Genomic DNA, 13,429 nt, shown 5'->3' with positions numbered 1-13,429 from the left:
TCCAATTAAAAAGCCCCTCATTTGAGGGGCTTTTTTATGTTTTAGCGATTTGGCATTGGATTATTTTTAAAATATTCATCCACTTTGTTCCACGGTGCAGTCGATGCTACATCTTTCACCATATTCTGGTTTATCTCCTGCCCCTGACAAAGCGCACTGTCCGGCGTTAAATGGAAAGCATTCACATTTGGATCCATATAAGGAATTGAGCCAGGACGGCGCTGGAAATAGAAATTCAGCCAGTCCACCATGGCTTCAAAACCATGTCCTGCCATTGCCCATGCACTGTTATGCCCGCCCCAATGATGTCCGAATTCATGTGCAATAATACGATAGCCAGATAATCTGTAGTGGCCATAGAATAACCAGGTATCTACTCCTAATACTGCTCCACCTCCCAGACCACCACCCATATTCGTCACGCCAAGATTAATTTCATTGCGGTTAAGAATTTCTCCATAGATCCGGACATAATCTTCTGGCTGAAAGAAACCGTTAGGTCCTTCTACCTGACCATCATTGCCAAAAAAGTCGTGTCCCATGACAGATTTATGGTTAAACCATAAGGTTTCAAATTCTGGAGTACTGAGCATATAGGCCAGGTTGGTCATCATCATGACCCATTCCCGGGCATAGACCGGCGTAATACGGCACCATTTATTTGGCTCATTATAGGTGCCAAAATAAATTTTCCATTTGGCTTTAATCTGGTTCAGCTTTTTGACGTGCTTATCGGTCTCAGAGCTAATTTTCAGATCAAAAATATTGCTTGGGTTTTGCGTGGTCTGACTCAGACCTGCCAGCTGGATCGAGCCTGTGCCATCAAGTAACGGGAAACGGGATTGATCGGTCAACTTGAGATCAAAATTTGCCTTCGAAAATGGCATCAACTGATCCAGCTTAGCCAGAATCACCCAGTCTTCTGAGTTTTTAATCTTGGCACGAATCTGCAAATCACGTACAGGCACAGCACTGTAACTTTGCACATGCAGGTGGTTGCCATTTAATGTTGCCGATAAAATCTGGTTCATATAAACATGACGCTGGCTGCTATTGGTCAAGGTTTCCCATGATTCACCATCCTGTAAAACACGGCTTCTCTCGCGTGCCTGAGATTCGGTCAAGATCACAGGTGGACTGAGTTGAGTCGATTTATTCTGTTGCAGGGTCAGCATTGGCAGAATATAAATTTTCTGATTGGCCATGTGTAATAGATTCTGACCATAAATATAAAGATCGCTGGCCTTGGCCAGTCGACTGCTCTGATTTTGCCCTTTTAAAATACAATCTCGGAAGGTATCTATACTTTTATTGGGTAAGATAGAGTCAAGATTAAAGGATTTTTCCTTGTAACTTTCTACAGTGCCATCATTCCGTGACACATAGACCAAGCCATCGTTATGGCGATGCATGACTGCCGACAAATTGGTTTCTGTTAAAATGGGCGCAATATTATTTTCATTTTCCTGAATCTGATTGATATCGTGGACATAGGTCATACCATCCGGCAGGCTGGTATACAGATAATCACCTATGACTTCCATGCGTGCATTACAGTTGCGTGCACAGCCCGGCAAGCTGAGCCGTGCAAATTTCTGCGCTTTTAAATGGTTTTGCGCCGTTACATCACTTTGACGCCACACATTAATGCGGCCTTCAATATCAGGCACATAAACGTAACGATCATCGGCAGTCACTGCATTGCTATGTACCAGCGCATAATTAAGCGCATCGCCCCACCATACACCTGTGCCGAGTGCCATAATGAAGCTCGGCTGTTCACCACTAATATCTAGAATATCAATTCGGTTTGAGCCATAGTTGGCCACATATAAACGCCCTGCATGAATTTCCAGATCATTCAGACTGTCCCATTTTTTGGCCAGACCCGAAATTTTCATAGGATCTATAGAGCTCAGTGCACGTTTTTTTCTTAAGTCATAACGTAAAATATTCGATTCTGCCTGGCTGTTGGCAATATAAAGAACATCGCCCTCTACCACCATGGCGGTAGGATTCCAGCTGGTCAGACCAAAATTTCCTGCGCTTAATTCTGAACCTATATCCAGAACCTTAAACTCTGCAATTTTGCTCAGCTGCTCTCCCGTACCTGGTGTTATCACTGAATCTGGTCCTGTTGGCTGTGAGGTACTGCTATCGCTTCCTCCGCCTCCACATCCAGAGACCAATAATCCAATGAATACTGACAAGACCGTATACCTAAACAACATTAAATTCCCCAATAATTTTAAAAATTAAAATAAAAAATCAGAGTCTTATAGCTTAATTTTCAGTAGGGTTCGAGCATAAAAAATGAGGACCTGATCAAGTCCTCATCGCTGAATATTTCACCTTTGGCATTTTCCCTAAAGGAGTCTGAACTGTGTGGTATTTTTTATGGCTTATGTGATGATGAGATTTTCCGATAATCCGGCTCTAGCCCCAGCCTGGCTTCTAGATGATCATAAATCCACTGGAAGATAAAGGTATATACGAGGATACAAAGGGTTAAAGCTAAGTCCAGCAAAAAAGCTTGACCCAGACTCATGTGTAAGGCATAAGCCACCATTGGAATAGTCGCTAGCATCAAACCGCCTTCAAAGCCAATTGCATGGGCAATCCGCACTTTAATAGTCCTTTTCAAGCGATGTTTCGCTTCAAACTTTTCAAAATAATGATTAAACAGCATATTCCAGAGTACTGAAGTCACAGCCATAGCAATCCCGAGAACGCCTGTTACCTCAAGAGGCATATGCATCAATGTACTTAGCAGGACAGCGATCACGACCAGTAGAATACCTTCATATAAGGTGGCATGAATCAGTCTTCTTTTGGTAATTAACATATCAAATCAGCTTAATTCATTAGAGAGTTTAGAAATTATATTTCTTTAAACCTGATTATTCGAGTTAGAATCCATCAATAAAAATGAAAGATTGAACTATGAATGTTAATCAGGAACAACTGCTGATGTTCAAAACCGTGATGGAAGCCGGTTCTTTCTCTGCGGCTGCGCGTCAACTGGGTAAAGTACCTTCAGCAGTCAGTATGGCGATTGCCAATCTGGAAATTGACCTGAATCTGGAGCTGTTCCAGCGCTCTGGCCGTGAACCTAAACCGACCCCGCAGGCACAGGTACTGTATGAGAAAACCCAGCAATTACTGGTAGAAATGAACCAGTGGATACAGCACGCTCAAGCCTTAAGTTCAGGCCAAGAATCTGAACTGAATATCGTCGTGGTATCAGAATTGCTGCATACGCGCTGGACCGATTATATCGTGTTGCTGGAACAGGAATTTCCCTCACTGCAAATCAATGTCTTTAGTGCACCTCAGGAAGATGCACATCGTATGCTGTTTGAAGGTTCAGCACAGCTGGCCCTGATGTTTGAACGCGAACAACTGGAAACCCGTGAACAGTTTGTGGAAGTAAAGCGTGAGGTGCTGGTCGCTGTAGTCGCCAAACAGCACCCCTTAAGTCAGTTTGCTCAAGTCAGCTATGAACAGATTTTGCAAAACAGGCAGATTGTGGTGGCCAGTCGCGATCGCACCATCAAGCCAGAACTGCTCTTTTCAAGAAATTACTGGCGCACCGACAACCATCACTCGGCTTGCAGCATGATTCAGCAAGGACTGGGCTGGGGGGTTCTGCCACTCGAGATGCTGAATGAGCAGCCACATTTGCAAGATCAGTTACAGGTTTTAAACCTGCTCGATTTCACGCCAAAGTTTGCATATTTTGTTGATCTGGTCTGGAGCCGGGAAACCCGACTAGGCACAGCTGCTCATTTTTTGATTGATCACTTGCGCAAACAACGTCAAATCGGGCATTAATCACAGAAATTCAACGACAGTCTACTTGGTTAACCGGCTATTTATGATATATAAGAATGCATAAGCAATAACCATAGAACTAGATCGTAATGACATTAACTGCGTTAAACCAATTAAAAAACTTGACGACCATTGTGGCAGATAGCAGTGATTTAAGTGCAATTGAAAAATTTCGCCCTCTGGATGCGACGACCAATCCATCGCTGATTACTGCAGCAGCGAAACAACCTGAAAATCAGGCTTTAATTGAAGCTGCTTTTGAGCAGGCCCAGCAAGAAGGTTATGTGGATAATGCCCTGATCGAACGTACCATTGATATTTTGACGGTCAAATTCGGGGTTGAAATCTTAAAACTGGTTGAAGGCCGTGTTTCGACAGAAGTCGATGCTTCGCTCTCCTTTGATACCGAAGCTACGATTGCCAAAGCCAAAGAACTGCTGGCACTTTATGCACAATATGGAATTGATTCAGACCGCATCCTGATCAAGATTGCCTCTACCTGGCAAGGTATCCAGGCAGCAAAAGCGCTGGAAGAAGAAGGTATTCATACCAACCTGACTTTATTATTTGGCCAGCACCAGGCCCATGCCTGTGCGGATGCAAAAGTAACCTTAATCTCGCCTTTTGTCGGTCGTATTCTGGACTGGTACAAAAAAGCTGAAGGTGTTGAAGCTTACCCGATTGAAAAAGATCCGGGTGTACTTTCGGTCAAGCGTATTTATGAATTCTACAAGGCACACGGTATTCAGACTGAAATCATGGGGGCCAGCTTCCGTAGTATTGACCAGGTTTTAGGCTTGAGCGGCTGCGACCTGCTCACGGTAGCACCAAACCTGCTGGCCGAACTGGAAAATGATCAGCGTGAAGTGCAAGCGCAACTCTCAGCCAAAGATATTCAAGTTCAAGGTGAACTCAGTCCAATCAGCCATGCCGATTTTGATGCACAATTGAAACAGGATCCGATGGCCAGTGAATTATTGCAAGGCGGCATTGATGGTTTCATTAAAGCACGGGAACAACTGGCTGCTTTATTACGTGAAACTTTCCTGAGTACCACTGAAATTTAAAGAAAATTTAGCCAGTTTCTCCAAGCCGATGTTGCTATAATGCCGCATCGGCTTTTTTGTTCTTGCGAGCTTTTCGTGTTTGGTATCACAGATCTAACGACCTTTATCATTGGAACTACGTTGATTGTGTTACTACCCGGACCGAACTCTCTGTATGTCATGTCGATTGCCTCCCGTTTTGGCATTAAAACAGGTTATAAGGGCGCATTGGGGGTATATACAGGCGACCTGATCCTGATTACATGTACAGCACTGGGTGCGGCCTCGCTTCTACATGCCTTTCCGGTACTGTTTATCGCCCTGAAAATTATCGGAGCGATCTATCTCAGTTACCTCGGTATCAAGCTGCTCATTGCAGCCTATCAGACTTTCTTTCCGGCAAAGGCATCGCAACGTGTACAGATTAAAAAGACGACCTCAGATACGGTAGAATCGATTCAGCCCTTTCGTACCGCACTTACCATTAGCATCTTAAATCCCAAAGCAATTCTGTTTTACCTGTCTTTTTTTGTGCAATTTGTCGATCCTGCCTATCCTTACCCTGCCCTGACATTCACGATACTGGCTGTGATCCTGCAATTGATCAGCATGACCTATCTTTCAATCCTGATTGTTTCTGGGGTTAAACTGGCGTCCTATTTCAACCAGAATTATAAAGTAACTGCCAGCTGTGTCGCGGCGGTCGGGATTCTATTTTGTGGTTTTGGTCTTAAACTGGCGACCTCAACATTCTAGAATCCAGGTTTTTCAACCCCTTTCGCCTTTCTTAAATTTGTTAAAAGCATTGTTTTGATACATGAAAAGCGTATGATTTAAACGCATTTAGAAATAGTGTCATGGATGATGCCTAAACTTTTACAAGATCTCTCCTTTCCTGCCATCATGGCCGGTTTTATTACCTGCATGATTGGTATCAGTGTTTCTGCCGTACTGGTCATTGAAGCTGCGCAAAGTCTGGGTGCCAATGCTGCACAAATCAGTTCCTGGTTATGGGCACTGGGTATAGGTATTGGAGTTTCCGGGTTTCTGCTTTCCTGGAAATATCGCTATCCGATTTCAACCGCCTGGTCGACTGCCGGTCTGGCGCTGGTCATTGCTTCTGCCGGTCACTATAGTCTGGGTGAAGCAATTGGCGCTTTTCTGATTTCAGGTATCCTGATTGCCTGTCTGGGATTTTTTGGAATTTTCGAGCGAATTTTCCAGTTTATTCCACAAAGTTTGACCAGTGCCATGCTGGCAGGTGTGCTATTAAAATTTGGCATCTCGGTCTTTGGCAGTCTGCAACAGTCCTGGCCATTTGTACTTTGTGTACTGGCAGTTTATCTGGTTTCCAAAAAACTGAGTATGCGTTATAGCATCGTGATTACTGTCTTGATGGCTATCCTCCTATGCCCTTTCTTTATTGATTTCACTATTCCTGCACTGAACTGGAGTATTGCCCAGCCGGTCTGGACTACGCCTGAATTTAGCCTACAAGCCCTTTTAGGCTTAGCCTTGCCCTTATTGGTGATTAACCTGGCATCGCAATACCTGCCCGGCTTGGCTGTGATTAAAAGTTATGGCTATCCACCCAAGGTCAATCCGATTTTAGGCTGGACGGGTATTACCCAGGCAATGTTGGCACCCTTTGGCTGTTTCAGTGTCAACCTTGCCGCAATCAGTGCGGCAGTCAGTCTGGATGCCCAAGCGCATCCTGATCCGGCCAAACGTTATATTGCAGGGATGAGCTGCGGCCTGTTTTATATTTTGATGGGTTTTTTTGCTGCGACCTTGACCAGTGTACTGATGACTTTTCCGGGGATTCTGATTACCGTCTTAGCAGGAATTGCCCTGTTTGGCACCATTGGCCACAATATTGCGCTGGCTTTTCAGGACAGTCACGACCGTGAAGCGGCACTGATGACCTTCCTGTTTAGTGCATCCAATATCCAGTTTTTTGGAATCGGTTCAGCTTTCTGGGGGCTGCTACTTGGTTTGACGGTTTATTTGCTATTTAAACTTAAACCGCAAATGGCATAAGCTTATTGTAGAAATGAGGCAGCTACTTTGTCTGCCTTTTTAATGCCCTGCAGTTTGGGAAAACAGGTTAATCACCACCACACCGGAAATGATCAGTGCAATCCCGATAAAAGCTGGCAAATCCAGCGCCTGTTTAAATATGACATAGCCTACAATTGCCGTAAGAACGATGCCTACTCCCGCCCAAATCGCATAGGCAATGCCTAAAGGAATTACTTTAATCACCTGAGAGAGTAAATAAAACGCAATACAGAATAAAATGACCACAGCTAGAGAAGGCCATAATCGGGTAAAACCTTCCGACTTCACCAGAAATGTAGATCCAGTTACTTCTGCAATGATGGCCAAAGCCAACAATAAATATGCCCATGAGACAGGATTCATCTCTTAAACTCCAGAATATTTTTTAATGATTTGTCGGGGCTATTGACTAAAACTAGACATAAGAAATTCATCCTGCTTAATCCCATCTTTAAGGGGAAAGCTGATGTAAAAAACCCAGCGTCTTGATAAAAGTTTCCTGACTTTCTTTCTTGCCCATAAAAAACTGATATTCATGAATCAGCCAGGCTTTAGATTCCGGATAAAACACTGCAGTCACCGGAATCTGCTGCTCCTTTAAGGCTTTCACAAAAGGCAAAGACTGGGTATCGGTCAGAAAGTCCTTATTGCCTCCACTGATGAACACCGGTGGATAAGACGGTGTAATATACTGAATCGGAGAAATATGCTTTAAAAATGTCGCATCATTCTTGCGCTCACCCGTATAAGCCTGAATCAGGTTATATACCCCCCATTCCACAATTTTCATTTCTTCAGGTGCAGTGCTGGCAAATGCTTCCAGATCATATATCCCGCAGTGCAGAACCAGCCCTTTAAGCTGCCCGGGTTGCAGATAAGGCTGAATACCGGATTGCTCGGCAAATGCGGGATTAGTCAAAAGTGCAGCATAATGACTGGCGAGATTGGCTCCGGCAGAATCCCCGGCCAGATATAAGTTCTGGGCATCAATATGGTAGGTGTCTGCATAAGTATCTAGAAATTTGAGTGCCTGATTGATCTGGTGTAGCTGGCTAGGATAGGTAGCTTTAGGCGCAAACTGATATTGTACGGAGACTACATTATAACCTTGAGCGGCCAGAAGCTTGAAATATCCCCGCGCATGTTCTTTAGAACCTGAAATCCAGCCTCCCCCATGAATCCAGACAATAGTGGGGCGTGGGCCAATACTGGCAATATTCTGTGGCTGATACAGATCCAGAGACAAGTTTTGCTGCGGCGCATAGACAATATTTTGCTGCACGATGACAGCACCAGGCGCATAACGATCCATCAATTTTTGCTGCAAGCCCGTGGTCAGGTTAAAAGCACTGGCAATAACTTTACTGTTCTGTACAGTCTGGCAACCGGAGAGGATGACTGAACTTATTAGCAAAAGATGAATAGCGAAAAACCTCAACACTGTCTCCTCTATATATGATCTAAAAACAGGCTAAAGTAGTCTAAACCATCCTTGTGTAAACGAGGACCATTCATCCAATTTTTTTTGATCATCAAAACTGCTATCCCGAGTTTTTTACTCTGTTTTTTTCATTACTTTTACATTAAAAATATTTGTAATTTAATGAGTTTTTTCAATTTTACCGCTTTTTTGCAATTGCACCTGTTACAGCACTATGCTATCAATAAACCAAGGCAAAAATTAAACAACCTGCGGAGAAAAGCCATGACCTATCAACATATTTTAGTCCCAGTGGACGGTTCAGAAATTTCCTTTTCTGCAGTAAGACATGCTGCCAAAATTGCCAAGGCATTCGGTAGTCAGCTTTCTCTGATCAGCCTGATTGCAGAAGATCCTTTTACCGAGGCTGATTTTTATTACAGCTCTTCTATCATGAAAGAATATTTTGTCGAGGCACATGCTAATGCCAAAAAGGCATTGAAAGAAGCTACTGCCATCGCAGCCGCTGAAGGTATTGAAGCAGACTCCCGCATAGTCACAGGTTTAGTCAATGCAGAGCATATTGCGCAAACCGCCAATGAAGTAAACGCGGACTTGATTGTCATGGGTTCTCATGGTCGCAAAGGCTTCCAGAAAATGATTCTAGGCAGCTTTGCACAGGATGTTTTGGGTGCAAGTGAAATCCCGGTATTGATCGTGAAAAAATAATCCAGTTACTGCGCATCTTCAGGATGCGCAGTACTTATTCATTTATCTTTTCAGTTATTTTTGCAGTTCAAACAAGACATCCTGTAGCGATTCATTCATTCAAGCCATATTCGCCCTTAGCACCATAATAAATATGAGGAAGCACCATGAATAACTATGATCATATTCTCGTAGCAGTCGATGAATCCCCGATTTCCTATGCTGCCGCAGAACATGCCCTCGAGCTGGCCAAAGTTTTTCATAGCCATGTTACTTTGCTCAGTGTGATTGCAGTGGACCCCTTCACGGGCGTAGATTTCTACAAAGTTGCTCCGGCAGTCACAGACTACTTTATGCATGCAGAACAAAATGCACTTGATCGTTTAAACGAGCTAAAATTGAACTTTGTTCGTGATGGCATAGAGGTTACAACAAAAGTCGTGCATGGTATGCCACCCTCAGAAGGCATTATGCAGGCTGCAGATGAATCATCAGCTGATCTCATCATCATGGGCTCACATGGCCGTAAGGGCCTGCAAAAACTGATGCTCGGCAGCGTAGCGCAGAATGTTCTGGCAATTTCTCCAATACCTGTACTCATCGTCAGACAATAAATAATAGTACCTGATCAAAGCAGAGCCTGCGTCATGCAGGCTTTTAACGGAGCTTTTGATTGAGTTCACTTAAGAAAATTTCAGCATCAAGTTGGCTTTGAAATACTTTTTTGTATTCTCCGACCTGCTGAATAGAATGCGGCGTATATTGAATAGAAATTTCAAATAAACCATTTTCAGGATTCTTGCTGACATGTATGGCAATAATATGCTGGCTATTTAAATAAAAACCATCTTCAATTTTCACTAACATATCTTGGACAACCTCTAGTAAGTGAATCTGTAGATCCCTTTACCTAGCTTACAGCTTAATAAACAAATACTCTTTTCCGTATAATCATACTGTAACACCCTTTGATACTTGACTCGGCCTTTAGGGAAATTCAACTGTATTTAAAGACAGCATTTGAAAAAGTAAAAAAACCGGATCATGTCGATCCGGTTTTTTAACAATGAATGTTATACGCTGAGCATACTATTGAGTGTCTCAGACACGTTTTTAGATTTGACCAGTGGCTTTAAGGTTTCAAGCTGTGCTTTCACTTCACTGCGTTGCGGTTCTGCCAAGGTATACCAGCGTGACAATACCTGTAGCAAACGTGAGCCCACGATCGGATTTTTCTCATCCAGATATTTTGCCAGACCAATAAAATGCTGTACGCCAAAGCTCCAGGTATTGACTGGGTTGGCATTCAAACCACCACTGACTGCACGAATACGGTTAGGCACCGCCAGATCATAATCCGGATGTTGGGTCAAATACGCAATCGTTGCATCCGTGGCTTTTGGATGTGCTGCCTGAACCATAAACCATTGATCCAAAGACAAGGCTTCGTCTTCAAAACGGCTATAGAAATCGGCCAGAGCTTCTTGTGCTTGCGGCGCATCATTCCAGACCAGGACTTTCAGCGCCCCTAAACGTTCAGACATATTGCCTGTATGATACCGCTCATAGGCCAAATCAAAGGCAGATGCATCTCCCTGACGAGCCATCATCGTCAGCATGATGTTTCTCAGGGCACGCACCCCCATCGCTTGCGAGAAATCAGATTGCAGATCTGGATCCAGACTCAGATAAGTTTCTTTCGCTGTTTCTCCAAAGGCACGGGCCAGAGTATGCAGCAAAGCCTCACGCTTTTCCTGAATCATGGCTGGCTGATAATCCTGATCAATACGGCTGCCCAAGTAACCTTCAGATGGTACATCAAATAGACGTGATGCCAGCAGTGGATCTTTCTCAATCATATCCGGCAAGGTATTAAGCATGGCCTGAATATAGATCTCGGCAGGTTGATCATCCAGCAGGATACGTTCAAGTAAGGTTTGGGTCGCCTGCCACTGGTTAAAACCATTGGTCTCATATTGCAACAGGAAAGCCAGTTCTTTTTCTGAATAGTCAAAGTCCAGATTTACCGGTGCAGAGAAATTGCGCAGCAAGGACACCACCGGTTTCGCGGCAACACCACTAAACTCGATCGTTGCCTCATCCTGATCAAACAGATACATGCCATCCTTAACGCCATTTTCAAAGAGCGCCTTAGAATTTAGCGTTAGCTGTTCACCGCTTTCAGCATCAAACAGTGCTAAAGCAACTGGAATGGGTACTGCTTTCAGATTCGGGTATTTGGCATGCGGTTTCAGGCTTTGCTTAAAGCTGAGACGATAGATTTGGGTCTCTACATCGTACTCAGCTTTTACTTGCAGTTTAGGCGTACCGGGCTGGTTGTACCAGGTCAGGAAGTTTGAAAGATCCACACCTGAACCTGCTGTAAGCGCGGCCACCCAATCTTCAACTGTTACCGCCTGACCATCATGACGGCGGAAATATTCATCTGTACCTTGGCGGAATTTTTCCTTGCCAAGCAAGGTCGCCATCATGCGGTTAATTTCCGCACCTTTTTCATAAACAGTGGCAGTATAGAAGTTGTTAATTTCTACAAAATGATCCGGACGCGGTGGATGTGACAATGGTCCTGAATCTTCCGGGAACTGATGCGCTTTCAGAACCGCCACATCATCAATACGCTGTACCGCAGCCGACTGCAAATCTTCCGAGAAAGACTGGTCACGGAATACAGTCAGGCCCTCCTTAAGACATAACTGGAACCAGTCACGACAGGTAATCCGGTTACCGGTCCAGTTATGGAAGTATTCATGGGCAATGACTGACTGCACCCGCATGATGGCGGCATCAGTAGTGTACTCTTCATCGGCCAGCACGCATGAAGTATTAAAGATATTCAGACCTTTATTTTCCATGGCACCCATGTTGAATGCACTGGTCGCCACAATCATGTAGTTATCCAGATCATAAGGCAGACCATAATGCTCCTCATCCCAGCGCATGGAATGTTTGAGCGCTTCCATGGCAATCTTGCATTTTGGAATATCTTTTTCTTCTGCATAGATTTCCAGAGCCACATTGCGGCCTTCCGAAGTAACATAATGATCTTTCATCACGGCCAGATCACCAATCACACAGGCGAACAAATAGCTCGGTTTTTTGGTCGGATCCTGCCAGATGGCATAGTGACGATTGGCATCTACTTCACCAGTTTCCAGCAGGTTACCATTCGCAAGCAAGACCGGATATTTCTTGTCTGCCTCTACACGCGTCGTAAAGACCGACAACACATCAGGACGGTCTGGATAGAAAGTAATTTTACGGAACCCTTCTGGTTCATTTTGGGTCACAAACAGATCTGAGCTGGCCTGATATAAGCCTTCCAGCATCGTATTACTTTCAGGATGGATTTTAACCACAATTTCAAGTGATACCTGATCAGGTGCATTGGCAATGACCAGCTGTTCAGCATCCAGGTGGTAGTCACTGGCATTCAGGGGTTGACCATTTAACCGGATCGATTGCAGTTCCAGATCACGGCCAAGCAGAACCAGATCGCCAGCTGTCTGACGCTGCATCTCGAGCTTGCTGCTGACCAGACTGTGGTCACTGTAGACTTGAATATTCAGGTCTACAGAATCGACGACAAAGGAAGGTTTTTGATAGTCTTTTAAATAAATGGTTTGATCCGCTTCGATCACCGGGTTTGCCGCAATATTCATGTCCTGTCCTAATCTTTTATCGTGTTCGACATTGTTCATGTCAAAATCATACGCCAAGTTTGAAACGCTGTCTGTGCATTTGTATTGTCAGATCTAATATGGGCATTTCATGCACCACTTTCAATGCATTCTGCCTAAATGGGCAGCACTCAGCTCTACATAAGAAATATCTGTGCCATAAAAATAGTCAGAATCATAATTTCTTACATTCTCATAAATAACTGATTTAAAAATACATAATTTTATTTGCAGAGTACCGCATAAATGCAGATTAAAAAATGAGCACACTTCTTGCTACAGTTAAACTGTGTTTTCCACACTTCCAATGAAAGAATAATGATAACGATGATGAGGTGAGTCATGTATTTAAAACAGCATGTAATACGGATTGAAAATATTAAAACTTTGCAGACTCTGGACCAGGCCAATATTGACCATAAAGTGATTGCGCTCTTGATGAGCTGTGAAGGCATTCCGCTTCAGGCCCATGAAGTGACTGCCATTCTCAACACCTACGATGCACTCGGTGCCAAAAAAGTTCCTTCTAAAAAGGTTCAGGCCTTAATTCATGCCAAACATCGCGGAGAGCAGGACGATACTTTACCCTGCCCGGTTTAAAAAGTGTCATTTCATGTTTTAAAATCAGAGCTACTTCGGTAGCTCTTCTCCTGTTTGTGTGG

General features: G+C 43.9%; 13 protein-coding genes. 7 read left to right on the top strand and 6 right to left on the bottom strand.

Features of this window, described 5'->3' with window-relative positions:
• Positions 1-41: 41 nt before the first annotated feature.
• Entirely contained in the window at positions 42-2,231 is a 2,190-nt protein-coding gene (locus H9629_RS04385; RefSeq protein WP_191730591.1) for a lactonase family protein, read from the bottom strand.
• A gap of 164 nt (positions 2,232-2,395) precedes the next feature.
• Positions 2,396-2,845, bottom strand: coding sequence for an AceI family chlorhexidine efflux PACE transporter (locus H9629_RS04380; protein WP_064096540.1), 450 nt, complete (start codon positions 2,843-2,845; stop codon positions 2,396-2,398).
• A gap of 98 nt (positions 2,846-2,943) precedes the next feature.
• Between H9629_RS04380 and aceR the strand changes: the two genes are divergently transcribed.
• The 4 genes from aceR (at position 2,944) to H9629_RS04360 (ending at position 6,920) form a co-directional block, all read left to right on the top strand.
• Positions 2,944-3,834 carry an HTH-type transcriptional regulator AceR gene (gene aceR / locus H9629_RS04375; protein WP_064102705.1) on the top strand — a complete coding sequence of 297 codons (891 nt, stop codon included), beginning with the start codon at positions 2,944-2,946 and terminating at the stop codon, positions 3,832-3,834.
• Between the two features lie 89 nt (positions 3,835-3,923).
• Entirely contained in the window at positions 3,924-4,901 is a 978-nt protein-coding gene (gene tal, locus H9629_RS04370; protein ID WP_064102706.1) for a transaldolase, read from the top strand.
• A gap of 75 nt (positions 4,902-4,976) precedes the next feature.
• A complete protein-coding gene (leuE, locus tag H9629_RS04365; RefSeq protein ID WP_064102707.1) occupies positions 4,977-5,636 on the top strand; it encodes a leucine efflux protein LeuE in 660 nt (219 codons plus the stop codon).
• A 108-nt stretch (positions 5,637-5,744) separates the two neighbouring features.
• Positions 5,745-6,920: a benzoate/H(+) symporter BenE family transporter gene (locus tag H9629_RS04360; protein ID WP_064096669.1), complete on the top strand. Its 1,176-nt coding sequence runs from the start codon at positions 5,745-5,747 to the stop codon at positions 6,918-6,920.
• A gap of 39 nt (positions 6,921-6,959) precedes the next feature.
• Here H9629_RS04360 and H9629_RS04355 read toward each other — a convergent pair whose 3' ends face one another.
• Together H9629_RS04355 and H9629_RS04350 are read right to left on the bottom strand one after the other, a co-directional pair.
• Positions 6,960-7,304: an SMR family transporter gene (locus tag H9629_RS04355; protein WP_004645439.1), complete on the bottom strand. Its 345-nt coding sequence runs from the start codon at positions 7,302-7,304 to the stop codon at positions 6,960-6,962.
• Between the two features lie 88 nt (positions 7,305-7,392).
• A complete protein-coding gene (locus H9629_RS04350) occupies positions 7,393-8,379 on the bottom strand; it encodes an alpha/beta hydrolase (RefSeq protein WP_191730590.1) in 987 nt (328 codons plus the stop codon).
• Between the two features lie 267 nt (positions 8,380-8,646).
• Here H9629_RS04350 and H9629_RS04345 point away from each other — a divergent pair, with 267 nt between their 5' ends.
• Positions 8,647-9,090 (top strand): universal stress protein, encoded by a 444-nt coding sequence (locus H9629_RS04345; protein WP_064096545.1) that lies wholly within the window; start codon positions 8,647-8,649, stop codon positions 9,088-9,090.
• 146 nt (positions 9,091-9,236) lie between these two features.
• Positions 9,237-9,683: a universal stress protein gene (locus H9629_RS04340; RefSeq protein ID WP_064096546.1), complete on the top strand. Its 447-nt coding sequence runs from the start codon at positions 9,237-9,239 to the stop codon at positions 9,681-9,683.
• A gap of 43 nt (positions 9,684-9,726) precedes the next feature.
• On the opposite strand, the gene H9629_RS04335 is transcribed toward H9629_RS04340, so the two are convergent.
• Both H9629_RS04335 and pepN read right to left on the bottom strand, forming a co-directional pair.
• Positions 9,727-9,936 (bottom strand): hypothetical protein, encoded by a 210-nt coding sequence (locus H9629_RS04335; protein ID WP_064096547.1) that lies wholly within the window; start codon positions 9,934-9,936, stop codon positions 9,727-9,729.
• A 206-nt stretch (positions 9,937-10,142) separates the two neighbouring features.
• A complete protein-coding gene (pepN, locus tag H9629_RS04330) occupies positions 10,143-12,749 on the bottom strand; it encodes an aminopeptidase N (RefSeq protein ID WP_064096548.1) in 2,607 nt (868 codons plus the stop codon).
• Between the two features lie 360 nt (positions 12,750-13,109).
• Between pepN and H9629_RS04325 the strand changes: the two genes are divergently transcribed.
• Positions 13,110-13,367, top strand: coding sequence for a hypothetical protein (locus H9629_RS04325; protein WP_064096549.1), 258 nt, complete (start codon positions 13,110-13,112; stop codon positions 13,365-13,367).
• The last annotated feature ends 62 nt before the right edge of the window (positions 13,368-13,429 follow it).

Origin of the sequence: Acinetobacter pecorum (assembly GCF_014837015.1) — a bacterium.
GTDB classification, from domain to species: domain Bacteria; phylum Pseudomonadota; class Gammaproteobacteria; order Pseudomonadales; family Moraxellaceae; genus Acinetobacter; species Acinetobacter pecorum.
Note: the sequence above shows the minus strand (reverse complement) of the source record. Positions and strands in the feature narration are given on the sequence as shown.